At 56.8% G+C, this 26825-nt stretch carries 23 protein-coding genes, 4 tRNA genes and 1 pseudogene; 21 read left to right on the top strand and 7 right to left on the bottom strand.

The window, feature by feature from the left end; genetic code table 11:
* Position 1 precedes the first annotated feature (1 nt).
* The 9 genes from wzxE (at position 2) to GRPL_RS21835 (ending at position 6698) form a co-directional block, all read left to right on the top strand.
* Positions 2 to 1252 carry a lipid III flippase WzxE gene (gene wzxE, locus GRPL_RS21795; protein WP_032698429.1) on the top strand — a complete coding sequence of 417 codons (1251 nt, stop codon included), beginning with the start codon at positions 2 to 4 and terminating at the stop codon, positions 1250 to 1252.
* Positions 1249 to 2328, top strand: a complete 1080-nt coding sequence (locus GRPL_RS21800) for a TDP-N-acetylfucosamine:lipid II N-acetylfucosaminyltransferase (RefSeq protein ID WP_032698428.1) — start codon at positions 1249 to 1251, stop codon at positions 2326 to 2328. Before wzxE ends, GRPL_RS21800 begins: the two co-directional genes overlap by 4 nt.
* Positions 2325 to 3674: an ECA oligosaccharide polymerase gene (gene wzyE, locus GRPL_RS21805; RefSeq protein WP_032690044.1), complete on the top strand. Its 1350-nt coding sequence runs from the start codon at positions 2325 to 2327 to the stop codon at positions 3672 to 3674. The genes GRPL_RS21800 and wzyE overlap by 4 nt, the downstream gene beginning before the upstream one ends.
* A gap of 8 nt (positions 3675 to 3682) precedes the next feature.
* Complete coding sequence (gene wecG / locus GRPL_RS21810) at positions 3683 to 4423, top strand: lipopolysaccharide N-acetylmannosaminouronosyltransferase (protein ID WP_032690043.1); 741 nt, start codon at positions 3683 to 3685, stop codon at positions 4421 to 4423.
* A 339-nt stretch (positions 4424 to 4762) separates the two neighbouring features.
* On the top strand, positions 4763 to 6148 hold the full coding sequence (gene thrP / locus GRPL_RS21815; RefSeq protein ID WP_032690042.1) for a bifunctional threonine/serine APC transporter ThrP: 1386 nt from the start codon (positions 4763 to 4765) through the stop codon (positions 6146 to 6148).
* A gap of 102 nt (positions 6149 to 6250) precedes the next feature.
* Positions 6251 to 6327, top strand: a tRNA-Arg gene (locus GRPL_RS21820).
* 67 nt (positions 6328 to 6394) lie between these two features.
* Positions 6395 to 6470 (top strand) — tRNA-His (locus GRPL_RS21825).
* 22 nt (positions 6471 to 6492) lie between these two features.
* Positions 6493 to 6579: transfer RNA gene (locus GRPL_RS21830), tRNA-Leu, on the top strand.
* A gap of 42 nt (positions 6580 to 6621) precedes the next feature.
* Positions 6622 to 6698 (top strand) — tRNA-Pro (locus GRPL_RS21835).
* Positions 6699 to 7226: 528 nt separating this feature from the next.
* Here GRPL_RS21835 and hemY read toward each other — a convergent pair.
* The 4 genes and pseudogenes from hemY to hemC form a co-directional block, all read right to left on the bottom strand.
* The gene (gene hemY / locus GRPL_RS21840; RefSeq protein ID WP_032690041.1) at positions 7227 to 8423 is read right to left on the bottom strand and encodes a protoheme IX biogenesis protein HemY; all 1197 of its coding nucleotides are present in this window, start codon (positions 8421 to 8423) and stop codon (positions 7227 to 7229) included.
* Between the two features lie 3 nt (positions 8424 to 8426).
* A pseudogene (hemX, locus tag GRPL_RS0125505) lies at positions 8427 to 9627 on the bottom strand (uroporphyrinogen-III C-methyltransferase).
* A 21-nt stretch (positions 9628 to 9648) separates the two neighbouring features.
* A complete protein-coding gene (gene hemD / locus GRPL_RS21845; protein ID WP_032690039.1) occupies positions 9649 to 10389 on the bottom strand; it encodes a uroporphyrinogen-III synthase in 741 nt (246 codons plus the stop codon).
* Positions 10386 to 11327, bottom strand: coding sequence for a hydroxymethylbilane synthase (gene hemC / locus GRPL_RS21850; RefSeq protein WP_032698426.1), 942 nt, complete (start codon positions 11325 to 11327; stop codon positions 10386 to 10388). Before hemC ends, hemD begins: the two co-directional genes overlap by 4 nt.
* Positions 11328 to 11683: 356 nt before the next feature.
* On the opposite strand from hemC, the gene cyaA reads away from it, so the two are divergent.
* A complete protein-coding gene (gene cyaA / locus GRPL_RS21855; RefSeq protein WP_032690037.1) occupies positions 11684 to 14236 on the top strand; it encodes a class I adenylate cyclase in 2553 nt (850 codons plus the stop codon).
* Between the two features lie 84 nt (positions 14237 to 14320).
* Here the strand turns inward: cyaA and cyaY are convergent, their stop codons facing one another.
* The gene (cyaY, locus tag GRPL_RS21860) at positions 14321 to 14641 is read right to left on the bottom strand and encodes an iron donor protein CyaY (RefSeq protein WP_032690036.1); all 321 of its coding nucleotides are present in this window, start codon (positions 14639 to 14641) and stop codon (positions 14321 to 14323) included.
* A gap of 138 nt (positions 14642 to 14779) precedes the next feature.
* Here cyaY and lptM point away from each other — a divergent pair, with 138 nt between their 5' ends.
* From lptM to corA, 8 genes are all read left to right on the top strand, one after another.
* Positions 14780 to 14983, top strand: coding sequence for an LPS translocon maturation chaperone LptM (gene lptM / locus GRPL_RS21865; protein WP_015585402.1), 204 nt, complete (start codon positions 14780 to 14782; stop codon positions 14981 to 14983).
* A gap of 35 nt (positions 14984 to 15018) precedes the next feature.
* A complete protein-coding gene (gene dapF / locus GRPL_RS21870) occupies positions 15019 to 15843 on the top strand; it encodes a diaminopimelate epimerase (protein WP_004869591.1) in 825 nt (274 codons plus the stop codon).
* A complete protein-coding gene (locus GRPL_RS21875; protein ID WP_004869595.1) occupies positions 15840 to 16547 on the top strand; it encodes a DUF484 domain-containing protein in 708 nt (235 codons plus the stop codon). The genes dapF and GRPL_RS21875 overlap by 4 nt, the downstream gene beginning before the upstream one ends.
* Entirely contained in the window at positions 16544 to 17446 is a 903-nt protein-coding gene (gene xerC / locus GRPL_RS21880; protein WP_032690035.1) for a tyrosine recombinase XerC, read from the top strand. Before GRPL_RS21875 ends, xerC begins: the two co-directional genes overlap by 4 nt.
* Positions 17446 to 18162, top strand: a complete 717-nt coding sequence (yigB, locus tag GRPL_RS21885; RefSeq protein WP_032697954.1) for a 5-amino-6-(5-phospho-D-ribitylamino)uracil phosphatase YigB — start codon at positions 17446 to 17448, stop codon at positions 18160 to 18162. The genes xerC and yigB overlap by 1 nt, the downstream gene beginning before the upstream one ends.
* A gap of 78 nt (positions 18163 to 18240) precedes the next feature.
* Entirely contained in the window at positions 18241 to 20403 is a 2163-nt protein-coding gene (gene uvrD, locus GRPL_RS21890) for a DNA helicase II (RefSeq protein ID WP_046853272.1), read from the top strand.
* A gap of 148 nt (positions 20404 to 20551) precedes the next feature.
* Complete coding sequence (gene ysgD / locus GRPL_RS28480) at positions 20552 to 20608, top strand: YsgD/CorL family protein (RefSeq protein ID WP_350028775.1); 57 nt, start codon at positions 20552 to 20554, stop codon at positions 20606 to 20608.
* A 148-nt stretch (positions 20609 to 20756) separates the two neighbouring features.
* On the top strand, positions 20757 to 21707 hold the full coding sequence (gene corA / locus GRPL_RS21895) for a magnesium/cobalt transporter CorA (RefSeq protein WP_004869610.1): 951 nt from the start codon (positions 20757 to 20759) through the stop codon (positions 21705 to 21707).
* A 58-nt stretch (positions 21708 to 21765) separates the two neighbouring features.
* Here the strand turns inward: corA and rarD are convergent, their stop codons facing one another.
* Both rarD and yigI read right to left on the bottom strand, forming a co-directional pair.
* Positions 21766 to 22659 (bottom strand): EamA family transporter RarD, encoded by an 894-nt coding sequence (gene rarD / locus GRPL_RS21900; RefSeq protein WP_032690031.1) that lies wholly within the window; start codon positions 22657 to 22659, stop codon positions 21766 to 21768.
* Positions 22660 to 22708: 49 nt separating this feature from the next.
* Positions 22709 to 23173 (bottom strand): acyl-CoA thioesterase YigI, encoded by a 465-nt coding sequence (gene yigI, locus GRPL_RS21905; RefSeq protein WP_032690030.1) that lies wholly within the window; start codon positions 23171 to 23173, stop codon positions 22709 to 22711.
* 156 nt (positions 23174 to 23329) lie between these two features.
* Here yigI and pldA point away from each other — a divergent pair, with 156 nt between their 5' ends.
* The 3 genes from pldA to rhtC all read left to right on the top strand — a co-directional run bounded on the left by pldA (position 23330) and on the right by rhtC (position 26801).
* Positions 23330 to 24202, top strand: coding sequence for a phospholipase A (gene pldA / locus GRPL_RS21910; RefSeq protein WP_032690029.1), 873 nt, complete (start codon positions 23330 to 23332; stop codon positions 24200 to 24202).
* Between the two features lie 67 nt (positions 24203 to 24269).
* Positions 24270 to 26096 (top strand): ATP-dependent DNA helicase RecQ, encoded by a 1827-nt coding sequence (gene recQ / locus GRPL_RS21915; RefSeq protein WP_032698424.1) that lies wholly within the window; start codon positions 24270 to 24272, stop codon positions 26094 to 26096.
* 84 nt (positions 26097 to 26180) lie between these two features.
* Positions 26181 to 26801, top strand: a complete 621-nt coding sequence (gene rhtC, locus GRPL_RS21920) for a threonine export protein RhtC (protein ID WP_032690027.1) — start codon at positions 26181 to 26183, stop codon at positions 26799 to 26801.
* Positions 26802 to 26825 lie beyond the last annotated feature (24 nt).

Genomic DNA, 26825 nt, shown 5'->3' with positions numbered 1-26825 from the left:
TATGTCGCTGGCTAAAGCTTCACTGTGGACCGCCGCGTCCACGCTGGTCAAAATTGGGGCCGGACTGCTGGTGGTTAAACTACTGGCTGTCTCCTTTGGCCCGGCAGGGGTTGGTCAGGCCGGTAACTTTCGCCAGCTGGTGACCGTGCTTGGCGTACTGGCGGGCGCCGGTATTTTCAACGGTGTCACCAAACTGGTCGCACAGCATCATGACGATCGCCAGCAGCTGAATAAGGTCGTCGGCACCTCCTCAGCAATGGTGCTTGGCTTCTCAACGCTGCTGGCGCTGGTCTTTCTGCTGGCGGCCGCGCCGGTCAGCCAGGGGCTGTTCGGCCATACGCACTATCAGGGGCTGGTGCAACTGGTGGCGCTGGTACAGATGGGCATTGCCTGGGCAAACCTGCTGCTGGCCTTGATGAAAGGTTTTCGCGATGCGGCGGGCAATGCCCTGTCGCTGATCGCCGGTAGCCTGATTGGCGTCGTGGCCTATTACGTCTGCTATCGCTTCGCGGGCTACCAGGGGGCGCTGCTCGGGCTGGCGCTGGTGCCGGCGCTGGTGGTGATCCCGGCGGCAATCGTGCTATGGCGGCGCGGGACAATCCCGCTCAGCGCGCTGCGTCCGCGCTGGGATAACGGCCTCGCGGGGCAGCTTTCCAAATTTACCCTGATGGCGCTGATTACCTCGGTGACGCTGCCGGTGGCTTACGTGATGATGCGTAACCTGCTGGCGGAGCATTATGGCTGGGAGGCGGTAGGGATCTGGCAAGGGGTCAGCAGCATTTCCGATGCCTACCTGCAGTTTATCACCGCATCGTTTAGCGTCTATCTGCTGCCTACGCTCTCCCGATTGACGGCCAAATCAGAGATTACCCGTGAGATCGGCAAATCATTAAAATTTGTCCTTCCGGCGGTGGCGGTGGCGAGCTTAACCGTCTGGCTACTGCGCGACTTTGCCATCTGGCTGCTGTTTTCCGACCGCTTTACGGCGATGCGCGACCTGTTTGCCTGGCAACTGGTCGGCGATGTGCTGAAGGTCGGCGCCTATGTTTATGGCTATCTGGTGATTGCGAAAGCGTCGCTGCGTTTTTATATACTAACGGAAATCAGCCAGTTCACGCTGTTGACCGCATTCTCGCACTGGCTGATCCCGGCGCATGGCGCGATTGGCGCAGCGCAGGCGTATATGGCTACGTATATTGTTTATTTCGCCCTTTGTAGTGGCGTGTTTTTACTCTGGCGTAAACGGGCATGACAGCACTGATACATGTACTGGGATCGGATATCCCGCACCACAACCAGACCGTTTTACGGTTCTTTAATGACGAGCTGGCCGCCCATGACGAGCAGGCGCGTAGGTTTATGGTCGTCGGTGATGCAACAGGAGTGCGCGAGGCCTACCCGGCATTATCTGTCACCTGTTATCCCGGGAAAAAATCCCTGGCGCAGGCGGTGATAACTCTGGCAAAAGCCGATCGCCGACAGCGCTTTTTCTTCCACGGCCAGTTTAATACCGGGCTGTGGCTGGCGCTGCTAAGCGGGGGGATTCGTCCTGCCCAGTTTAACTGGCATATCTGGGGTGCCGACCTGTATGAAAATTCGTCCAGCCTGAAGTTTCGCCTGTTCTATCCGCTGCGGCGCCTTGCCCAGAGTCGGGTCGGGCGCGTTTTTGCCACCCGGGGCGATCTCAGCTGGTTCGCTCGCCGTCATCCGCGCGTGCCCGGCGAACTGCTCTATTTTCCGACGCGCATGGATCCGGCGCTTAATTCGCTGGCCGAGAGCGCACCGCGCGCCGAGACGCTGACGATTCTGGTCGGGAACTCGGGTGACCGCAGTAATGAGCATATTGCGGCGCTGCGTGCTATCCATCAGCAATTTGGCGATACGGTAAACGTGATCGTGCCGATGGGGTATCCGGAAAATAATACGGACTATATTAACGAGGTCCGTGAAGCGGGCGCTGCACTGTTTAGCGCCACCCACCTGCAGATTCTCAGTGAGAAGCTGGCGTTTCCTGATTATCTGAATCTGCTGCGCTGCTGCGATCTGGGCTATTTCCTGTTTGCTCGCCAGCAGGGCATCGGGACACTATGTTTATTAATTCAGGCAGGGATACCCTGTGTGCTGAACCGGGAAAACCCGTTCTGGCAGGATATGACGGAGCAGAATATTCCGGTGCTGTTTACTGGCGATGCGCTGGATGTTGACGTAGTGCGTGAAGCCCAGCGTCAGCTGGCGAGCGTTGATAAGAACCAGATTGCTTTCTTCCGGCCGAACTACCTGGCGGGCTGGCAGCAGGCATTGCAGATTGCCGCGGGGGTCAACGCATGACATTAATGCAATTTTGCGGGCTGCTGGTGGTCTGGCTGCTGTCAACGCTGTTTATCGCCACCGCGACGTATTTTGAGTTTCGCCGCGTGCGCTTTAACTTCAATGTGTTCTTCTCGTTGTTGTTTCTGCTGACCTTCTTCTTTGGTTTCCCGCTGACCAGTATCCTGGTGTTCCGCTTTGATGTCAGCGTTGCTCCGCCGGACGTGTTGCTGCAAACCTTGCTGGTGTCGGTCTGTTTCTATGCGGTCTATTACGTGACCTATAAAACGCGTCTGCGTTCGGCCACGCACGACAGCCAGCGACGGCCACTATTTACGATGAACCGCGTGGAAACGCATCTGGCATGGATCATTCTGCTGGGCGTAGCGCTGCTGTGCGTCGGGATTTTCTTTGCCCACAATGGCTTCCTGCTGTTTAAGCTCAACTCTTACAGTCAGATCTTCTCTGCCGAAGTCTCCGGCGTGGCGCTGAAGCGCTTTTTCTATTTCTTTATCCCGGCGATGCTGGTGGTCTATTTCCTGCGCCAGGATTATAAGGCGTGGATATTCTTCCTGCTCAGCACCGTGGCGTTTGGGCTGTTGACCTATGCCATTGTCGGCGGTACCCGCGCGAATATCATTATCGCTTTCGCCATTTTCCTGTTTATCGGCATTATTCGCGGCTGGATCAGCCTGTGGATGCTGGCGGCGGCTGGCGTCCTGGGTATTGTGGGAATGTTCTGGCTGGCGCTTAAGCGCTATGGCATGAACGTCAGCGGCGATGAAGCGTTTTATACCTTCCTCTATCTGACCCGCGATACGTTTTCGCCGTGGGAGAATCTGGCGCTGCTGCTGCAAAACTACGACAAGATCGCCTTCCAGGGGCTGGCGCCGATGATCAGGGATTTCTACGTCTTTATCCCCAGCTGGATGTGGCATAGCCGACCGTCGATGGTGCTCAATACCGCTAACTACTTTACCTGGGAAGTGCTGAATAACCACTCCGGCCTGGCTATCTCGCCGACGCTGATCGGCTCGCTGGTGGTGATGGGGGGGATCTGGTTTGTTCCGCTGGGCGCGGTGGCGGTCGGACTGATTATCAAATGGTTCGACTGGCTGTATGAGCTGGGTAACCGCGAGAGTAACCGTTATAAAGCGGCTATCCTGCACAGTTTCTGTTTTGGCGCTATCTTCAACATGATAGTGCTGGCGCGCGAAGGGCTGGACTCATTTGGCTCCCGCGTGGTGTTTTTCCTCGTGATCTTTGGTATCTGCTTACTGGCGGCGAAATTGCTGTACTGGTTCCTGGATAGCGCGGGACTGATTCACCGGCGGGTTAAACCGCTTTCGCAACCTCAGGTCAGATAAGGATGGACATGACTGAGACTATTTCTGCGCCGTTGTATCTGCTGAGAGGGTTACAACTCATTGGTTGGCGCAATATGCAGCACGCTCTGGACTATCTGTATGCGGACGGCACTATCCGCCAGGGAACGCTGGTGGCGATCAACGCAGAGAAGATGCTGGCGGTTGAGGATAATCCTGACGTACGGGCACTGATTGAAGCCGCAGAGTTTAAATATGCCGATGGCATCAGCGTCGTGCGCTCACTGCGTAAAAAATACCCTCAGGCTCAGGTTTCGCGCGTGGCGGGCGCTGACCTCTGGGAAGCGCTGATGGAACGGGCGGGCGCACAGGGGACCCCGGTCTTCCTGGTTGGCGGCAAGCCGGAGGTGCTGGCACAGACGGAGGCGCAGCTGCGTGCCCGCTGGAAGGTCAATATTGTCGGCAGTCAGGATGGGTATTTCGCTGCCGATCGACGCCAGGCGTTGTTTGAGCGTATTCGCGATAGCGGTGCGAAAATCGTAACCGTGGCGATGGGATCGCCGCGTCAGGAGATCCTGATGCGCGACTGCCGGGAGGTCTATCCGCAGGCGCTGTATATGGGGGTTGGCGGCACCTACGATGTTTTCACCGGCCATGTCCACCGGGCGCCAAAATTCTGGCAAAACCTGGGTCTGGAGTGGTTCTATCGTTTGGTCTCTCAGCCGAGTCGGATTAAAAGACAGATTCGCCTGCTGCGATATTTACGTTGGTATTATACCGGTCAGCTCTGATATTCCACTGCAAACTGGCGAGTTTACGTACGTATTGTGTTTACTACTGTCACTCGCCTGATACTTTATTTGCCATTTCCTGAAAATTCATTAACCATTCGCATGCTTAATGCACGGCGGGCAGCGTGTGCCGTCGTGCAGGCAAGGACATTTCCTTTCATTCATTAATAAAAATAACCGGTATATGGGCAAGACCATTCGCGGGTCACGCCATGGCAAACCTGTCACTCCCGACGGCATGAATCGCTGTGCTACGGGTGGGGGTAAGGTCGGCCCTCAGGCGTGCCGCTCAATGGACGAGGAACAAAAACCGGAAGCAGGGCAAACACAAGAGGTTATATGACAGAGAAAAAAGCGGAACTCCAGCGCGGACTGGAGGCCAGACACATTGAGCTTATCGCCCTTGGCGGGACGATTGGCGTGGGTTTGTTTATGGGGGCGGCAAGCACGCTGAAATGGGCCGGTCCTTCGGTCCTGCTGGCGTATATTATCGCCGGTTTATTTGTCTTCTTTATCATGCGCTCGATGGGCGAAATGCTGTTCCTTGAGCCGGTGACCGGTTCATTCGCCGTTTACGCGCACCGCTATATGAGCCCGTTTTTCGGCTATCTTACCGCCTGGTCATATTGGTTTATGTGGATGGCGGTCGGGATCTCGGAGATTACGGCCATCGGGGTGTATGTGCAGTTCTGGTTCCCGGATATGGCGCAGTGGATACCGGCGCTTATTGCCGTCGGGCTGGTGGCGCTGGCAAACCTGGCCGCAGTACGCCTGTATGGTGAGATCGAATTCTGGTTCGCGATGATTAAAGTCACCACCATTATCGTGATGATCGTCGTCGGGCTGGGGGTGATCTTCTTTGGTTTTGGCAACGGCGGGCACTCCATCGGATTTGGCAATCTGACCGAACACGGGGGCTTTTTCGCCGGCGGCTGGAAAGGATTCCTGACGGCGCTGTGTATCGTGGTGGCCTCCTATCAGGGGGTTGAACTTATCGGCATCACCGCCGGTGAGGCGAAGAATCCGCAGGTCACGCTGCGCAGTGCGGTGGGCAAGGTCCTGTGGCGTATCCTGATTTTTTATGTGGGCGCGATTTTCGTGATTGTCACGATTTTCCCGTGGAATCAAATTGGTTCCGGCGGCAGCCCGTTCGTTCTGACCTTTGCGAAAATCGGTATTACTGCGGCGGCGGGTATTATCAACTTTGTGGTGCTGACGGCGGCGCTTTCCGGCTGTAATAGCGGGATGTACAGCTGCGGTCGTATGCTCTACGCGCTGGCGCGCAACCGGCAACTGCCTGCGGCAATGGCGAAAGTTTCGCGCAATGGCGTGCCGGCCGTGGGCGTCGCGCTGTCGATTCTGATTCTGCTGATTGGCTCCTGTCTGAACTATATTATTCCCAACCCGCAGCGGGTCTTCGTCTATGTTTACAGTGCCAGCGTATTGCCGGGTATGGTGCCGTGGTTTGTGATTCTGATTAGTCAGCTGCGTTTTCGTCGTGCGCATCAGGAGGAGATGGCCAGCCACCCGTTCCGTTCGCTGCTGTTCCCGTGGGCCAACTATTTCACGATGGCGTTTCTGGTTTGTGTGCTGATAGGTATGGGCTTTAATGACGACACCCGTATGTCGCTGTTCGTCGGAATACTTTTCCTGGCCCTCGTGACGCTTATTTATAAGGCGTTTGGTCTCGGTCGACATGGAAATGTCGATAAAACGACGGAATAAACGCCAAAGTGCACAAAGCGTGACCAAACAGAAATTTTATTTAAAAAGGCACTAGACAGCGGGGGGGGAAGTCCGTATTATCCGACCCCGCAACGGCGCTAAGCGCCCGTAGCTCAGCTGGATAGAGCGCTGCCCTCCGGAGGCAGAGGTCTCAGGTTCGAATCCTGTCGGGCGCACCATTTAACCCGGTGCTTGAGCTGCGGTGGACTGTTGATTTAACAGTGCCGCGTGAAAAGATTTGCAGTGGTGGCTATAGCTCAGTTGGTAGAGCCCTGGATTGTGATTCCAGTTGTCGTGGGTTCGAATCCCATTAGCCACCCCATTATTTGATAGAGTTGTGAAATGCGAAGGTGGCGGAATTGGTAGACGCGCTAGCTTCAGGTGTTAGTGTTCTTACGGACGTGGGGGTTCAAGTCCCCCCCCTCGCACCACGACTTTAACGAATTGAACTAAAAATTCAAAAAGCAGTACATCGGCGAGTAGCGCAGCTTGGTAGCGCAACTGGTTTGGGACCAGTGGGTCGGAGGTTCGAATCCTCTCTCGCCGACCAATTTTGAACCCCGCTTCGGCGGGGTTTTTTGTTTTCTGCCGTAGCGCGACAATCTTCTATCTCCCTGATCTCCCGAATAAAAAACGGCTATCCGTGCGTTATGCGAACGCGTAATTTCGTGCCCGGAATCCTCCCAATTTACCGCTGTGGCTGATGCAATTTCCACGGAACCTGTGCGATAATAAACGGGTAGATGCTCATTCCATCTCTTATGTTCGCCCTCGGGCCTCATAAACTCAGGAATGATGCAGAGCCGTTTACGGTGCTTATCGTCCACTGACAGATGTCGCGTTTATACGCACGTTCTTCACGCTACTTCGACGTAGCTTGAGAGATACAGCGTACCGTCTCATCAAACACCATGGACATAACGTTGAGTGAAGCACCCAATTTGTTGTCAAACAGACCTGTTTTAACGCCTGCCCTGGTTTCAGTGCAGGCGTTTTTTTATGTCGCAACGGTATGAGCAGAAGAGGGCGAAAAGAAGCGCGCTATCGCCTCTGGAAGAGACGATAGCGGAAAGGCAGGTTAAGGCTGAGGATTGTTCTGTAGCGTTAGCAGCAGGCCATCACGGCGCATTAATGCCGCTTCTTCTGGCTGATGCATACGGTCGAGCGTATCGGCCAGCCATGCATAATCAAAGGCATCCGGGCGCTGTTTCAGCGCAGCACGGAACGCGATGCTGGCCTCCTGCCACTCGCCGTGGCGCATCAGGGATTGCCCCAGCGTGCTCCACAGTAAAGGCCGATCGCCGACCGATTTAATCTGCTGACGCAGCACTTTTTCCAGCTGCTCCGGATTATTCGTCTTCAGGCGCGGAATAAGCATCACCAGGCGGTCATCATACTGCTTCTTCAGTCCGTCGATAATAATCTGCTGCGCGGTATCGTGATCGTCGCTCTCGATGAGCAGACTGGCCATCGCCACCTGCAGAGGCACCTGGCTGCGAGTTTTGCGGTTCTGGTTTTTCCACCACTCACGTAATCCATCGCTTCCGCGATCGGCCAGGGTCTGGTCCATCAAGCCAATCCAGGCCTGCTGCTCCAGCGCGGCGCGGTGCTCTTCATCGCTGACGTTGGCTTTTGCCATTGACGGCAGGATATCCAGCAGTGAATTCCACGCGCCGGTGCGGGTATAGGCCTGTTCGGCCAGACGCAAGACTTCCGGATGCCGTGGGGTAATCTCCAGCAGCTTATCAATGCCGTGGCGGGCCGCATGGTTTTCATTGCGGGCCAGCTGCAGGCGCACGCGCGCGATCTCGACCGGAATCAAATCGTCTCCGGCCAGCTCCGTGGCGCGCTCCAGATGCTGATTCGCCCGGGCTTCATCACCACGCTGCTGGGCCGCTTCCGCCGCCAGCAGATAGTTCACCACCGGTTGCTCGGCATGATCGGCGTTCTTCGCCATCAGCTTCTCAACCTGCTGATAGTCGCCTTCCGCCAGCTTGAGTAGCGCCTGTTCGGTTTGCTTACGTGCGCGACGGCGTTTGCGGCCCACGAACCAGCCGCGGGTATGGGCGCCGGTACGGAAAATACGGCGGAACAGCCATTCAATCGCAAACAGTACCACCATGGTGAGGATCATGATGATCGCCAGCCCGGTTACGCTGGTTTCGATATTGTAGTTATCGGTCTGGATCAGAACGTAGCCCTGGTGCCCGGAGATAATCGGGCCGACAACGATCCCGGCGATCAGCAGTGCGAAGAGTAAGAGAATTTTCAGCATGCGTTACTCTCCTTGTGGCGCAGGTGCAGGCGCAGGTGCAGGCGCAGGTGCAGGCGCAGGTGCAGGGGGCGTCGGCGCACTGCTCTGGGTCACGGCAGGCTGCGCCATCAGGTTGCGTACCCGCGTTTGCATCAGCTTCTCAAGAATGGCCTGACTTTGCAGATTTTCCGGTACATTCATTGTGATGCTTTGCTGACTCAGCTTATCGACATCTTCCAGAAACGCCCTGGTGGTGGCATCTTCCGTGTCGTAATAGGCGCGAACCCAGGTGGAAACATTATCCAGCGCTTGTTTGTATGTCTCTTCCTGATGGCGCGGTACCGCTTGTGCCGCAACCAGCAGGCGGGAGCGAATATTTTCGCGCAGGTAGATGTCCTGGTTTGGCGCCAGCAGCGGGACTGCCGTTTCGTCGCGGCGACGAATGGTAATAAAGCTGTCCATAAAGCTCTGCCAGCTCTTTTGCAGATTCACGCGCCATTCGCCAATAGAGCTGGAGAGCTCTTCGCTGTCGGAATCCATCGGGGAGTCGTCATCGTTATTGTCGGCAAGGCGCAGATTATCAATCTGGTTAGCAAGCTGGTTGACCTTGAGGATGATACCGTCGTAGTCGACCTGGCTAACCGCCGACAGGGAGGCGATATCGTCGGTAATGGCGCGGCGGGCGCTAATCAGACTCGGATCGTTCATATCGGCGAGGCTGGCATCGGCGCTTTTTAACAGCGCCGCGGCGGTGGTGACGTCCCGATCGCTCCACAGCTTACGCCCGGCCGATTTGACCAGAAAATCAGCCTGCGCCAGCAGCCAGGTTTTGGCATCGCTGCCGGAAATGACGGCCACTTTTTGCTGCACGTCTTCCAGCTGCTTCGCCAGCGTCTCCTGCTGATGCTTCGCTTCGGTTAGCTGGTCCGCCTGCTGCTTGATAATACCTTCGAGTTCATTTTTTTTGGCTTTCTTGCGCTTTTTGCAGCTCCGCCACCCGATCGGCGAGCGCCGTGCTGGTCTCGTTCTGCCGTGATACTTGCTGTTTATTTAAACCAAACAGGCCGACGCCAGCGGCGAGGGCAATGGCGATAGCCACCGCGCTCAGAACGAGGCTGGTTTTATTACCGCCGTTTTTCTTTCCGGTATTCTCTGGCTGTGGCGCCTTGTCCACGGCCTCCCTGGTCTCTTCAACCACGGCGGATTGGTTTTGTTGTTCCGTCATTATGGCTTCCAATGTTGAGAGTTATTGTAATGCGCGTAGCAGCGCATCGTTGTCGGCGCTATCGGCAACCTGGATATCCTGCCAGCCCAATTCACGGGCCTGCCGGGCCAGGCGTTCACTGACAACTAAAATGCGACAGCGAAGGAGCCACCGTTCGCGATACCATTGGGGTATCAGCGCCCAAAGCTGTTGCAGCATCTCGCCGCTGGTGACGACCAGCGTAGTGACGCCGCGGGACTGCCAGCGCATTGCTTCTTCTGCGCCATCGTAATGCTTTGCACTACGTTGATAGCATTCACAAAAAGTGACGTCGGCGCCGCGCTCGCGGAGCGTTTCGCCTAATAATTCCCGCCCGCCGTTACCGCGAAGAAGAAGGGCTTTCTTCCCGGCAATGTTTTGTAATTCAGGTAATTGTAGCAAGACTTCGCTAATTTCCCGATCTAATGGGTAGCGAATATTCTGTCCACTGACCGTATGCAGGGCCAGCGCCGTAGTACGGCCAATCGCAAAATAGCCGGGTGCTTTCGGCCAGCGTTGGCCCAGTTGATGCAGGCGAGCATGGGCAAACTCTACCGCATGCTGCGAGAGCGCAAACAAAAGATCGCCCGCGGATAAGGCGGCCAGCTGGCCGCTTAGCGCAGGCAGTTCGCGTCCAGGGGTAAACTCGATGAGTGGAAAACTCCAGGCCACATGTCCTAGCGCGCGCAGGCGGCTGACCAGCTCTTCACTTTGGGGCAACGGACGGGTGACCAGGATACTCATCGAGGGGCTTCTCCTGCATAAACGGCGGCGAGAATGTCGCGGGCGCCGCTATCCAGCAGCTCTTCCGCCAGCGAGACGCCGAGACGCTCGGCATCTTCCGGCTGGCCGCGTCGTTCACCGCGCACCACCTGCGAACCGTCCGGCGCACCGACCAGCGCGCGCAGCCACAGCTCACCGTTAATCAGCTCAGCGTAGCTGCCGATCGGAACCTGACAGCCGCCTTCCAGCCGGGTATTCATCGCCCGTTCCGCGCGGACTCGGATGGCGGTTTCCGTATGATTCAGCGGTGCTAACAGGGTTTGCGTCCATTGATCGTCAAGGCGACATTCAATACCGACCGCCCCCTGGCCGACCGCGGGCAGAGACTGCTCCGGCGTTAACGGTTGACGAATACGCGACTCCAGCCCCAGGCGTTTCAACCCGGCGGCCGCCAGAATAATCGCATCATATTCGCCGCTATCGAGTTTGCCGAGGCGGGTCCCCACGTTACCGCGCAGAGAGCGGATCTGCAGGTCGGGACGTTGGGCTGCCAGCTGGCACTGGCGGCGTAAACTGGAAGTGCCAACGATGCTGCCGTGCGGCAACGCATCGATTGACGCATAGCGATTAGAGACGAAGGCGTCGCGCGGATCTTCGCGCTCGCAAATCGTGACCAGCCCCAGTCCATCGGGAAACTCGACGGGAACATCTTTCATGGAATGCACGGCGATATCCGCGCGCCCTTCGATAATGGCCAGTTCTAATTCTTTGACAAACAAGCCCTTGCCGCCCACTTTTGCCAGCGGAGTATCAAGGAGCACGTCGCCGCGAGTGACCATCGGCACCAGTTCCACCGCCAGCCCAGGATGGCAGGACTCAAGGCGCTCTTTCACATAATGCGCCTGCCATAGCGCAAGTGGGCTTTGCCGTGTGGCAATTCTCAAAACTTTGTCTAACATGCTTGTTACCGTCATTGTCGACCACAAACTATCCTAACATTGTTGCCTTATGGATGTTAGTTTTGTGGGATTAGGGGGGCGGCTGTTTCGTTTTTTGCGTTATTTGCGTTTGGTGCCATTGCGGTTGCCACAACCGTAGTGAGGAATTTACACGCAGTAAACGGTGCTACACTTGTATGTAGCGCATCTTTCTTTACGGTCAATGAGCAAGGTGTTAGATTGATCACGTTTTAAACCATTTGTCCGTCAGCAGCTCATCACAACCACACCGACGACAAATGGTGACGGTTTTTGTTGAAATACTGAAATCCTCCGTACTATTGTACGACGGGTTTTTGAACATCAGGCGATATGTCTTGTACCTCTATATTGAGACACTGAAACAGAGACTGGATGCCATCAACCAACTGCGCGTGGATCGCGCGCTTGCTGCCATGGGACCCGCTTTCCAGCAGGTTTACAGTCTACTGCCGACATTACTACATTATCATCACCCGTTGATGCCGGGTTACCTTGACGGTAACGTTCCCCGCGGCATTTGCCTCTACACGCCTGATGAAACCCAACGCCACTACCTTGACGAGTTAGAACTGCACCGCGGCATGCTGGCGCAGGAGCCGCCGAAAGGCGAACTGCCGATAACCGGCGTCTACTCGATGGGCAGTACCTCCTCCGTAGGCCAAAGCTGCTCTTCCGACCTCGATATCTGGGTTTGTCATCAGGCATGGCTTGATACCGAAGAGCGCCAGCTGCTGCAGCGCAAATGTAGCCTGTTGGAAAGCTGGGCGGCATCGCTGGGCGTTGAGGTCAGCTTCTTCCTGATTGACGAAAACCGCTTCCGCCATAACGAAAGCGGCAGCCTGGGTGGCGAAGACTGCGGGTCGACGCAGCATATCCTGCTGCTGGATGAGTTCTACCGCACCGCCGTGCGCCTCGCCGGGAAACGTATTCTGTGGAATATGGTGCCGTGCGACGAAGAGGATCATTACGACGATTACGTGATGGGGCTCTATGCGCAAGGTGTACTGACGCCAAATGAGTGGCTCGATCTGGGCGGCCTGAGCTCGCTGTCGGCGGAAGAGTATTTCGGCGCCAGCCTGTGGCAGCTCTATAAAAGTATCGATTCACCGTATAAAGCGGTGCTGAAAACGCTGCTGCTGGAAGCCTACTCCTGGGAGTACCCGAACAACCGCCTGCTGGCGAAAGACATTAAACAGCGTCTGCACGACGGAGAAATCGTCTCGTTTGGGCTCGATCCTTACTGCATGATGCTGGAACGCGTGACCGCCTATCTGCAGGCCATTGAAGACGACACGCGTCTCGATCTGGTGCGCCGCTGTTTCTATCTGAAAGTGTGCGAAAAACTCAGCCGCGAGCGCGCCTGCGTAGGCTGGCGTCGTGAAGTGGTGAGCCACCTGGTGCAAGAGTGGGGCTGGGATGAAAAGCGTCTGATGATGCTGGACAACCGGGCTAACTGGAAGATCGACGAAGTACGCAAAGCGCACAACGAGCTGCTGGATGCGATGATGCAAAGCTATCGCAACCTGATCCGCTTTGCGCGGCGTAACAACCTCAGCGTGTCCGCCAGTCCGCAGGATATCGGCGTACTGACCCGTAAGCTGTATGCGGCGTTTGAAGCGCTGCCGGGCAAAGTGACGCTGGTGAACCCGCAAATCTCTCCGGATCTCTCCGAGCCGAATCTGACCTTCATCCACGTGCCTCCTGGCCGTGCCAACCGTACCGGTTGGTATGTGTACAACCGTGCGCCGGATATGGAATCGATCATCAGCCATCAGCCGCTGGAATATAACCGTTATCTTAATAAGCTGGTGGCATGGGCCTGGTTTAACGGCCTGCTGACGTCACGCACTCGCCTGTTTATTAAGGGCAACGGTATCGTCGATCTGGCGAAGCTTCAGGAGATGGTCGCCGACGTTTCGCACCATTTCCCGCTGCGTCTGCCGTCGCCAACGCCCAAAGCGCTGTATAGCCCCTGCGAAATCCGCCACCTGGCGATTATCGTCAACCTCGAATATGACCCGACGGCGGCGTTCCGCAATCAGGTTGTGCATTTTGACTTCCGTAAACTGGATGTCTTCAGCTTTGGCGAAGAGCAGAAGTGCTTAATCGGTAGCGTCGATCTGCTGTACCGCAACTCGTGGAACGAAGTGCGCACCCTGCACTTTAACGGCGAGCAGGCGATGATCGAAGCGCTGAAAACCATTCTCGGTAAAATGCATCAGGATGCTGCGCCGCCGGATAGCGTTGAAGTGTTCTGCTACAGTCAGCATCTGCGCGGTCTCATCCGCACCCGCGTGCAGCAGATGGTGTCCGAGTGCATTGAGCTGCGCCTTTCCAGTACCCGTCAGGATACCGGGCGTTTTAAGGCGCTGCGCGTTTCCGGGCAGACCTGGGGACTGTTTTTCGAACGTCTTAACGTGTCGGTGCAGAAGCTGGAGAACGCCATTGAATTCTACGGCGCTATCTCGCATAACAAGCTGCACGGCCTGTCGGTTCAGGTGGAAACCAACCATGTTAAGCTACCGGCGGTAGTGGATGGATTTGCCAGCGAAGGGATTATTCAGTTCTTCTTTGAAGAGGCGGATAACGAGAGCGGATTTAATATCTATATTCTCGACGAGAGCAACCGCGCCGAGGTTTATCATCACTGTGAAGGCAGTAAAGAGGAGCTGGTGCGTGACGTGAGCCGCTTCTACTCTTCATCCCACGATCGTTTCACCTACGGCTCCAGTTTTATCAACTTCAACCTGCCGCAGTTCTATCAGATCGTCGATGTTGACGGTCGACCTCAGGTGATTCCGTTCCGCAGCCAGGCTATCGGGGCGGCTGCCGCGCCGGTGAGCCAGGATGCCGTGGCGTCGCCCATGCTGCAGCAGCACTATTCCTGACCGACGTTCCTGAGTCACCATTTCCCCGGCGACGTTGTGTTTTCGCCGGGGTTTTGCTTTCCCGATGACGATGAAAGCGCTGGCTTAGCGAAAACTCACGGCTTCGCCGGCCTGCTGAGTCGCCGCCTGCTCCAGCAGGTCCCAGAAGGTTTCACCGCTGCGGTCGCACACCCACTCATCACCTTTAAGATCAAAATGGTAGCCGCCTTGCTTTGTCGCCAGCCACACCTGATGCAGCGGCTCCTGACGGTTGATAATAATTTTGCTGCCGTTCTCAAAACTGAGGGTCAGCACGCCGCCGTTGATCTCACAGTCGATATCGCTATCGCCGTCCCGCTCGTCCAGATGTTCTTCGATGGTCATCCACAGGCTGTCAGCCAGGCGATGGAATTCACTGTCGTTCATGGTTCTACCCTGCTTTTTTGAAGATGGCGGCAGTATAGCGCGAAACAAAAGCGCGCGCAGTCGGATGCTAAACGCTTGCTTTTACGTCTTCTCCTGCGATGATAGAAAGCAGAAAGAGTGAATCACGGGCAACTATCAATGAAAAACGTTTTTCCAACGCTTGCCGTTTTATTGGCGATCTTCAGCCTGACCGGCTGTGGTCTGAAGGGACCGCTTTATTTCCCTCCGGCAGAAAAGACGGCGGCTCCGCCGACCAAACCGGTCAATAGCGGTATCCAGAGCTCGGCGCCAGATCGTAACGATCGCGGCGATAGCGGCGGCCCGACCCAGGTAAACTATTAACGATAACGTTCTGTTCCGCGCGACTGGAGTAGATGATGCAGTTCTCTAAAATGCATGGCCTTGGCAACGATTTTATGGTCGTTGACGCGGTAACGCAGAATGTTTTTTTCTCACCGGAGCTGATTCGCCGCCTGGCGGATCGGCATCTGGGCGTCGGTTTCGATCAGCTGCTGGTTGTTGAGCCGCCTTACGATCCGGATCTGGATTTCCATTATCGTATCTTCAACGCCGATGGCAGCGAAGTGTCGCAGTGCGGTAACGGCGCGCGCTGCTTTGCCCGCTTTGTCCGCTTGAAAGGCCTGACCAATAAACGTGACATCCGCGTGAGCACGGCAAACGGTCGTATGGTATTAAGCGTAACGGAAGACGATTTGGTGCGCGTCAACATGGGGGAGCCGAACTTCGAGCCCTCTCAGGTGCCCTTCCGCGCCAACAAAGCGGAAAAGACCTATATTATGCGCGCCGCCGAGCAGACAGTATTGTGCGGCGTGGTCTCGATGGGGAACCCGCACTGCGTCATTCAGGTCGATAATGTGGAAACCGCCGCGGTGGAAACCCTCGGCCCGGTGATGGAAAGCCACGAACGCTTCCCGGAGCGCGCCAACATCGGTTTTATGCAGGTGGTCGAGCGCGATCGCATTCGTCTGCGTGTTTATGAGCGCGGCGCAGGTGAAACTCAGGCCTGCGGCAGCGGTGCCTGTGCGGCGGTAGCGGTTGGTATCCAACAGGGACTGCTGGCCGAAGAAGTACGCGTGGAATTGCCAGGCGGGCGTCTTGATATCGCCTGGAAAGGCCCGGGCCAACCGTTGTTTATGACTGGCCCGGCGGCACATGTCTACGACGGATTTATTCACTTATGAAACAAGTCGGGGAAGAACAGCAGGAAATCACCGGCGCGCTGAACGACCGCGCGGTGGTGGACTATCTGTTGCAACATCCTGAATTTTTTATTCGTAATGCTGCACTGGTCGAGCACATGCGCGTTCCGCATCCGGTACGCGGCTCGATCTCGCTGGTGGAATGGCACATGGTGCGGGCACGTAACCATATCAACGTGCTGGAAGAGAACATGATGCTGCTGATGGAGCAGGCCACGGCGAATGAGAGCCTGTTCCAGCGTCTGCTGCATCTGCAGACGCGGCTGGCGGCGGCGGAAAGCCTTGATGAGATGCTCAATCGCTTTCACCGCTGGGCGCGCGAAATAGGGCTGGCGGGGGCGACGGTGCGTCTGTTTCCCGATAGCTGGCGGCTGGGCGCGCCGTCAAAATTCACCCATCTGGCGTTAAGCCGGCAGGCATTTGAGCCTATCCGCATTCAGCGTCTTGGGCAGGCTCGTCATTATCTCGGGCCGCTGCACGGACCTGAACTGCTGGTGGTACTGCCGGAAGCGAAAGCTATCGGCTCGGTGGCGATGTCGCTGCTGGGCGGCGATGATGCCCCTGGCGTGATGCTTTTCAGCAGTCGCGATGCCCAGCATTATCAACAAGGCCAGGGAACGCAGCTGCTGCAGGAAATTGCGTTAATGCTGCCGGGTCTGTTGGAGCGCTGGGTTGAACGCGCATGACCGACTCTCCCTTATTCACCGCCGTTGAGCGCTTTCTACGCTATCTGGGCGTGGAGCGTCAGCTGAGCCCGATCACGCTACTGAACTACCGGCGTCAGCTTGATGCGCTGATGGCGCTCGCGGAACAGGCGGGGCTCAAAAGCTGGCAGCAGTGCGATGCCGCTCAGGTTCGTGGTCTGGCGGTCCGTAGCCGTAAACAGGGGCTGGGGCCGGCAAGCCTTGCGCTGCGGCTTTCCGCGTTGCGCAGTTTCTTTGACTGGCTGGTGGCGCAGGGCGAGCTGGCGGCGAACCCGGCGAAAGGTATCTCCGCCCCAAAAATTCCCCGTCACTTACCGAAAAATATTGATGTCGATGACGTCAACCGGCTGCTGGATATCGATCTTAACGATCCGCTGGCGGTGCGCGATCGGGCGATGCTGGAGGTAATGTACGGCGCGGGTCTGCGTCTCTCCGAGCTGGTCAATCTGGATATTCAACACCTCGATCTGGAATCCGGGGAGGTGTGGGTGATGGGCAAAGGAAGCAAAGAACGCCGCCTGCCGATTGGGCGCAGCGCGGTGGCGTGGATCGAACACTGGCTCGATTTACGCGGTCTGTTTGGCACGGATGACGCTGCGCTGTTTTTATCTAAACTGGGGAAACGTATTTCCGCGCGTAATGTGCAGAAGCGCTTTGCCGAATGGGGCATTAAGCAGGGGCTGAATAGCCACGTGCATCCGCATAAACTGCGCCACTCCTTTGCCACCCATATGCTGGAGTCGAGCGGCGATCTGCGCGGCGTACAGGAGCTGCTGGGTCATGCTAATCTCTCGACCACCCAAATCTATACCCATCTTGATTTTCAACACCTTGCCTCGGTGTATGATGCGGCGCATCCGCGCGCCAAACGGGGGAAATAATGCGTTTTTACCGACCGCTGGGCCAAATTTCTGCACTGACGTTTGACCTGGACGATACCCTTTACGACAACCGCCCGGTCATCGACCGGACGCTGCAGGAGTCGCTGGCCTTTGTGCGCAGCTACCATCCGTCACTGAGCCAGTTTGATGCCAACGAGCTGCAGCGGCTGCGCCAGACGCTGCTGGAGAGCGAGCCCGAGATTTACCATGACGTCACCGAGTGGCGCCGCCGCGCGCTGGTGCTGGGGATGACGAATGCCGGACTCTCTGCCGGGCAGGCTGCCGAGGGCGCGGATGCGGCAATGGCGAATTTTGCCCACTGGCGTAGTTTGATCGATGTGCCGCAGGAAACTCACGATACGCTGGCCGCGCTGGCGGAGAAATGGCCGCTGGTGGCGGTGACCAACGGCAACGCGCAGCCCGAACTCTTTGGTTTGAGCGACTATTTCCGTTTTGTTCTGCGTGCTGGTCCGGACGGGCGATCGAAACCCTTTGCTGATATGTACCATCTGGCGGCGGAGCGTCTTGATTTGCCGCTGGATCAGATACTCCACGTGGGGGATGATCTGACCACCGATGTCGCGGGCGCTATTCGCTGCGGCATGCAGGCCTGCTGGATCAAGCCGCAGGGGGCCGATCTGATGCGCGCGACCGACAGCCGCCTGCTGCCACACATTGAAATTTCACGGTTGGCATCTCTGACCTCGCTGATATAATCACCACTAGTTCTGTATATATTAACAGTATGCCCGGTAGACGATGCGTTGCCGGGCAGCTCATTTCCGGCGGTGCCAATGGACGTTTCTTACCTGCTCGACAGCCTCAATGATAAACAGCGTGAAGCCGTAGCCGCTTCACGCACCAATATGCTGGTTCTGGCGGGAGCGGGCAGCGGTAAGACGCGCGTTCTGGTACACCGTATTGCCTGGCTGCTGAGCGTAGAAAACTGCTCGCCGTATTCCATCATGGCGGTGACCTTTACCAACAAAGCGGCGGCGGAGATGCGCCATCGTATCGGCCAGCTGATGGGGACGACCCAGGGCGGCATGTGGGTCGGCACCTTCCATGGGCTGGCGCATCGCCTGCTGCGGGCCCACCATCTGGACGCAAACCTGCCACAGGATTTTCAGATCCTCGATAGCGAAGATCAGCTGCGCCTGCTGAAGCGCCTGATTAAAGCCATGAACCTCGACGAGAAGCAGTGGCCGCCGCGTCAGGCGATGTGGTACATCAACAGCCAGAAAGACGAAGGGCTGCGCCCGCATCATATTCAGAGTTACGGCAACCCGGTGGAACAGACCTGGCAGAAGGTTTATCAGGCCTATCAGGAAGCCTGCGATCGCGCTGGTCTGGTGGACTTTGCCGAGCTGCTGCTGCGTGCGCACGAGCTGTGGCTCAATAAACCGCATATTCTCCAGCACTACCGCGAACGCTTCACCAATATCCTCGTGGACGAGTTCCAGGATACCAACAACATTCAGTACGCGTGGATCCGCCTGCTGGCGGGCGATAGCGGCAAAGTGATGATCGTGGGGGATGATGACCAGTCGATCTACGGCTGGCGCGGCGCCCAGGTTGAGAATATTCAGCGCTTTCTCACCGATTTCCCCGGCGCGCAGACCATCCGCCTCGAGCAGAACTACCGCTCGACCAGCAATATCCTGAGCGCCGCTAACGCCCTGATTGAAAACAACAGCGGGCGTCTGGGTAAGAAACTGTGGACCGACGGCGCCGACGGCGAACCGATCTCCCTCTATTGCGCGTTTAACGATCTCGATGAAGCGCGCTTTGTCGTCAACCGTATCAAAACCTGGCAGGAGAACGGCGGGGCGCTTGAGCAATGCGCCATTCTCTACCGCAGCAACGCCCAGTCGCGCGTGCTGGAAGAGGCGCTGCTGCAGGCCAGCATGCCGTACCGTATCTATGGCGGCATGCGCTTCTTCGAACGCCAGGAGATCAAAGATGCGCTCTCCTATCTGCGTCTGATTGCCAACCGTAACGACGATGCGGCGTTTGAGCGCGTGGTGAATACGCCCACCCGCGGTATCGGCGACCGCACGCTGGACGTGGTGCGCCAGACCTCGCGCGACCGTCAGCTAACGCTGTGGCAGGCTTGTCGCGAGCTGCTGAAGGATAAAGTCCTGGCTGGCCGCGCCGCCAGCGCGCTGCAACGTTTTATGGAGCTGATTGACGCTCTGGCGCAGGAAACGGCGGATATGCCGCTGCACGTGCAGACCGACCGGGTGATTAACGATTCCGGCCTGCGGATGATGTACGAGCAGGAAAAGGGCGAGAAAGGCCAGACGCGCATCGAAAACTTAGAGGAGCTGGTGACGGCAACGCGCCAGTTCAGCTACAACGATGAAGATGAGGATTTAATGCCGCTGCAGGCCTTCCTCTCTCACGCCGCGCTGGAGGCGGGGGAAGGGCAGGCGGATACCTGGCAGGATGCGGTGCAGCTGATGACGCTGCACTCGGCGAAAGGTCTGGAGTTTCCGCAGGTGTTTATCGTTGGCGTGGAAGAGGGGATGTTCCCGAGCCAGATGGCGCTGGATGAAGGCGGCCGGCTGGAAGAGGAGCGTCGCCTGGCTTACGTCGGCGTGACGCGCGCGATGCAGAAGCTGACTCTCACCTATGCGGAAACCCGCCGTCTGTACGGCAAAGAGGTTTACCATCGCCCGTCGCGCTTTATCGGCGAGCTGCCGGAAGCCTGTGTAGAAGAGGTACGCCTGCGCGCAACGGTGAGCCGTCCGGTCAGCCATCAGCGGATGGGGACGCCGATGGCGGAAAACGATACCGGTTATAAACTGGGCCAGCGCGTACGCCATCCGAAGTTTGGCGAAGGCACCATCGTGAATCTGGAAGGCAGCGGCGAGCATAGCCGTTTGCAGGTCGCCTTCCAGGGGCAAGGTATTAAATGGTTAGTGGCGGCCTATGCCCGGCTGGAAACAGTGTAACAGTAAGAAAAATATCGTTTTTTTGTAATAATCTGCTAGCCTTATATGCTAAAGGGCAGGATTTGCTCTTTAGCGTTCCGTTGCGTGTTGACGCCGTTTTTGTGCTGGCGTAACATGCGCGCACGATTACGCTAAGAGGACATTCGCCTTGGACACACCCAGTAGATGCTGGCTCAACTTCCTGTCCGTCAGGAACAACTCCTAAGGCTATCCTCTTATGCTGATAGCCTTAGCGGTTGTCAGCGACCCGTCATACCCGTCGCTCTGAGTCAGGCTTAATGGTCTGAAACCCAAATTGTTTCTGTGTGCCCACCGAACTGTCCGATAATTTTTTTGCATTGGGAGTCCCGGTCATGCTGAGCGCATTTCAACTGGAAAATAATCGTTTAACACGCCTGGAAGCTGATGAGATCAAACATCTCGCCAGTTCGGTGTGGGTCGATCTGGTCGAGCCCGACGACGAAGAACGAAGCCGCGTGCAGACGGAATTGGGTCAGAACCTGGCAACGCGCCCGGAACTGGAAGATATCGAAGCATCGGCGCGTTTCTTCGAAGATGAAGACGGTTTACACATTCACTCTTTTTTCTTTTTTGAAGATGCAGAGGATCACGCCGGTAACTCCACCGTGGCATTTACGATTCGTGAAGGGCGCCTGTTTACTCTGCGCGAACGTGAATTGCCGGCATTTCGCCTCTATCGCATGCGCGTTCGCAACCAGTTAATGGTTGATGGCAACGCCTATGAACTGCTGCTGGATCTGTTCGAAACCAAAATCGAACAGCTGGCGGATGAAATCGAAAATATCTACAGCGACCTGGAAAAACTCAGCCGCGTGATTATGGAAGGTCGTCAGGGCGATGAGTACGACGATGCGCTCTCAACGCTTGCCGAGCAGGAAGATATTGGCTGGAAGGTCCGTCTGTGTCTGATGGATACCCAGCGCGCTCTGAACTTCCTGGTACGCAAGGCGCGTTTACCTGCGGGACAGCTGGAGCAGGCGCGCGAAATCCTGCGAGATATCGAATCCCTGCTGCCACATAACGAATCGCTGTTCCAGAAGGTCAACTTCCTGATGCAGGCGGCGATGGGCTTTATCAACATCGAGCAGAACCGCATCATCAAGATCTTCTCGGTGGTTTCCGTGGTCTTTCTGCCGCCTACGCTGGTGGCTTCCAGCTACGGGATGAACTTTGAGTTTATGCCGGAGCTGCACTGGAGCTTTGGCTATCCCGGCGCGATCGTCTTTATGATGCTCGCCGGCCTGGCGCCGTATCTCTACTTCAAGCGTAAAAACTGGCTGTAGGGGATAAGCACCCGGATAGCGGCGCTGCCGCCTTATCCGGGCAGGATATCCGCGTCGGCTATCCTCTGCGTTGCCGGCGCTGGGTATACAGCGCATCGACGATAAAGACCGCCAGCGCCACCCAGATAAAGGCGAAGGTCACCATCTTATCTGCCCCCGGAACTTCGCCGTAAAAGATCACCGCCAGCAGGAACATCAGCGTCGGGCCGATATACTGGAAGAATCCCAGGGTGGAGAGCCGCAGACGGGTTGCCGCGCCGGTAAAGCACAGCAGGGGAATCGTGGTGACAACGCCCGCCGCCATCAGCAGCAGGTTCAGCGACCACGGGTTCTCTCCCATATGGCTGGTTGGGCTATCGGCGATGGCAAACAGGTAGACGGCGGCGACCGGCAGGAGCCACAGGGTTTCGACTAACATCCCGGTTTGCGCATCCACGGCGATCTTTTTACGCAGCAGCCCGTAAAAGGCAAAGCTGAAGGCCAGCCCAAGGCCGATAACCGGCAGCGAACCAAAGGTCCACAGCTGTACCAGCACACCGCACACGGCCAGCAGCACCGCCACCCACTGCATGCGGCGAAAACGCTCGCCGAGGAAAATCATCCCCAGCACAATATTCACCAGCGGGTTAATGAAGTAGCCGAGGCTGGCCTCCAGCATATGGTGGTTATTCACCGCCCAGATGAAGAGCAGCCAGTTGCCGCCAATCAGCACTGCCGACAGCGCCAGCAGGAAAATCTTGCGCGGCATATGCAGCAGTTTTTTCACCTGCGGCCACTGGTGGCTGAGGCTGATTAACGCCAGCATAAAAAAGAATGACCAGATCACGCGATGCGTCAGGATTTCATCGGCGGGAACATAGTAGATAAGTTTGAAGTAGGCAGGTGCGATGCCCCAGATAAAATAGGCGGCAAGAGCCAGTATAACCCCCAGCCGCGTTTGTTTTGCATCCATCGGTAAAATCCGTTACGCCAAAACAACGATGTTACTTTATTTACCGCGATCAACCCACCATATACGTCGCCGTGGCGCTGGCGATATAGACCTGCTCTTCGTTATGCAACTCCACGCGGGCGACCGCGACCTTATTCCCGGCGCGTAGCAGGCTGCTGGTGGCGGTAAAGTGCTCGCCGCGTCCGGGGCGCAGATAGTCGACGCGCAGATCGATGGTTCCCATGCGCGACAGACGCTGGCGTAGCTCTTCTTCGGTGATGGTGTTATGGCGGGTCAGCGTACTGCCCACGCACACCAGCCCGGCGGCGACGTCCAGCGCGGAGGCAATCACTCCGCCGTGCAGAATGCTCTGCGCCCAGTTACCGACCATCATCGGCTGATTTTTGAAGCTAAGTTGGGCAAACTCTTTTTCATAACGCTCCAGCTTCAATCCTAAGGCGCGATTAAACGGCATATGGTAAACAAAGATTTCGCCCACCAGCTTAAGGACGGCGTCGGCAGTGAGTTCAGACATGACAATTGTATCCATTCGTTAATAAAATGTTGATTTTATGCTTCTGAAACGGCGATTGCCACTTTCAGAGCGGATAACCGGGCAGGATGGCGGTAAACAGGTAGAATGGATGCGGGATAAAACAGAAATAAAAATCACTCATTCAGGAGAACAGTAATGCGTATCTCTTTGGCCTGGCTGTTAGCGCTGAGCGCGCTTCCGGCCGGCGTTTTGGCGCAGGATGCGCCGGTTAGTCCGCCGGTTCATGATAAACCGGCGGTGCGCGGTAGCATTATCGCGAACCTGTTGCAGGACCATGATAATCCTTTCTTGCTGTATCCCTATGAGAGCAACTACCTGCTCTATACGTGGAGTAGCGATATCAACAAGGAAGCGATCTCCAGCTATGACTGGGCGGAAAATGCCCGCAAAGATGAAGTCAAATTCCAGCTCAGTCTGGCATTTCCGCTGTGGCGAGGGATCCTCGGCGAGAACTCGCTGCTCGGGGCATCCTATACGCAGAAGTCCTGGTGGCAGCTCTCCAACAGCAAAGAGTCCGCACCGTTTCGTGAAACCAACTATGAACCGCAGCTGTTTTTGGGATTTGCTACGGATTATCAGCTTGCCGGCTGGACGTTGCGTGATGTCGAAATGGGTTACAACCACGATTCGAACGGTCGCTCGGATCCCACTTCCCGCAGCTGGAACCGCCTGTATGCCCGCCTGATGGCGCAAAATGGCAACTGGCTGGTGGAGGTGAAACCCTGGTATGTGGTCGGCAGCACCAACGATAACCCGGATATCACCAAATATATGGGCTATTACCGCCTGAAGGTGGGGTATCAGTTAGGTGAGGCGATCCTCAGCGCCCAGGGGCAATATAACTGGAACACCGGTTACGGCGGTGCGGAGCTCGGCGTCAGCTATCCGATTACCCGCCATGTGCGCTTCTACACCCAGGTTTACAGCGGTTATGGCGAGTCGCTTATCGATTATAACTTTAACCAGACCCGCGTCGGCGTCGGCGTGACGCTTAACGATCTGTTTTAATCGTTGCACTCTGGCTCACTGGCGCTGAAAATAGCGCCTGTTTTCTTTTCAGGCAGACGGGGTCAACGTGGCGCAGGCGGAAGTATTGAATCAAACATTGCTGGCAAAGCAGGTTTTACAGGAAACCTTCGGCTACCAGCAGTTTCGCCCGGGCCAGGAAACCATTATCGACACGGCGTTAGGCGGGCGTGACTGCCTGGTCGTCATGCCGACCGGCGGCGGCAAATCGCTGTGCTATCAGGTGCCCGCACTGGTGCTGGGCGGCCTGACGGTGGTGGTATCGCCGCTGATCTCGCTGATGAAAGATCAGGTCGACCAGCTGCTGGCGAACGGCGTGGCCGCCGCCTGTCTGAACTCGACCCAAAGCCGCGAGCAGCAGCAGGAAGTCATGGCCGGCTGTCGCAGCGGGCAGATTCGCCTGCTGTATATCGCCCCCGAGCGTTTGATGCTGGATAACTTCCTTGAGCATCTCAGCCACTGGAACCTGGCAATGGTGGCGGTGGATGAAGCGCACTGTATTTCCCAATGGGGTCATGATTTCCGGCCGGAATATGCCGCCCTGGGCCAGCTGCGCCAGCGTGTGCCGCAGATCCCGTTTATGGCGTTAACCGCCACCGCCGATGACACCACCCGCCGCGATATCGTGCGCCTGCTGGGGCTGAATGACCCGCTGATTCAGGTCAGCAGCTTCGATCGCCCGAACATCCGCTACATGCTGATGGAGAAGTTTAAACCGCTCGATCAGCTGATGCGCTACGTGCAGGACCAGCGGGGAAAATCGGGCATTATCTACTGCAACAGCCGTTCGAAAGTGGAAGATACCGCCGCACGCCTGCAAAGTCGCGGGATCAGCGCGGCGGCCTACCATGCCGGGCTGGAGAACGACGTGCGTGCGGATGTGCAGGAGAAATTTCAGCGCGACGATCTGCAAATCGTGGTGGCCACGGTCGCTTTCGGCATGGGGATCAATAAACCCAACGTCCGCTTCGTGGTGCACTTCGACATTCCACGCAATATTGAATCCTACTACCAGGAAACCGGTCGCGCCGGTCGTGATGGCCTGCCGGCGGAAGCGATGCTGTTTTACGATCCGGCCGATATGGCGTGGCTGCGTCGCTGTCTGGAGGAGAAACCTGCCGGGCCGCTGCAGGATATTGAGCGCCACAAGCTGAACGCGATGGGGGCGTTTGCCGAAGCGCAAACCTGCCGCCGTCTGGTGCTGCTCAACTATTTTGGCGAAGGGCGCCAGGAAGCATGCGGCAACTGCGATATCTGCCTCGATCCGCCGAAGCAGTACGACGGATTAATGGACGCGCGCAAAGCGCTGTCGACGATTTACCGCGTCAATCAGCGGTTTGGTATGGGCTACGTGGTTGAAGTGCTGCGCGGGGCCAACAATCAGCGCATTCGTGAAATGGCGCATGACAAGCTGCCGGTGTACGGCATCGGCCGCGAGCAGAGCCATGAACACTGGGTGAGCGTGATTCGCCAGCTGATTCACCTCGGTCTGGTGACGCAGAATATCGCGCAGCACTCGGCGCTGCAGCTAACCGAGGCGGCGCGTCCGGTGCTGCGCGGCGAGGTGCCGCTGCAGCTGGCGGTTCCGCGTATCGTGGCGCTGAAGCCGAAGGCGATGCAAAAATCCTTCGGCGGCAATTACGATCGCAAGCTGTTTGCCAAGCTGCGCAAACTGCGTAAAGCGATCGCCGATGAAGAGAATATCCCGCCGTACGTGGTGTTCAACGACGCGACGCTGATCGAAATGGCGGAGCAGTCGCCGATGACCGCCGGTGAGATGCTGAGCGTGAACGGCGTGGGCACGCGTAAACTTGAGCGTTTCGGGAAAGAGTTTATGGCGCTGATTCGGGCGCATATCGATGGTGAAGATGAGTAGTCAGCCGGGCAAAAAAGTGTCAGGATAGTTTCGGTCTTCACTATATTCCTGCGATCCAAATTGCCGATAGATTAGGGTGCAATCATGCTAATGCTTTTCCTCACCGTCGCGCTGGTGCATATCATTGCGCTGATGAGTCCTGGCCCGGACTTTTTCTTTGTTTCTCAGACCGCCGTGAGTCGTTCTCGTAAAGAGGCCATGATGGGCGTGCTGGGGATTACCTGTGGCGTCATGGTCTGGGCGGGCGTTGCGCTGCTTGGCCTGCACCTGATTATCGAAAAAATGGCCTGGCTGCACACCATTATCATGGTGGGCGGTGGACTGTACCTGTGCTGGATGGGTTATCAGATGCTGCGCGGGGCGCTGAAGAAAAGCGCCGTGGCGGCGCCGGAGCCGCAGGTCGAGCTGGCCCGCAGCGGCCGTAGCTTCCTGAAAGGGCTGCTGACCAACCTCGCTAACCCGAAGGCGATTATCTATTTTGGTTCCGTCTTCTCCCTGTTTGTCGGCGATAACGTTGGCACGGGCGAGCGCTGGGGGATTTTCCTGCTGATTGTTCTGGAAACGCTGGCCTGGTTTACCGTGGTCGCCAGCCTGTTCGCCCTACCGACGATGCGTCGCGGCTACCAGCGAATGGCAAAATGGATCGACGGCATTGCCGGCACGCTCTTTGCCGGATTCGGCATTCATCTGATCATTTCGCGCTAAGCGCAGATTTTCCCGGTTTGCTTC

Source organism: Klebsiella planticola ATCC 33531, from assembly GCF_000735435.1.
Lineage (GTDB): Bacteria > Pseudomonadota > Gammaproteobacteria > Enterobacterales > Enterobacteriaceae > Klebsiella > Klebsiella planticola.
Note: the sequence above shows the minus strand (reverse complement) of the source record. Positions and strands in the feature narration are given on the sequence as shown.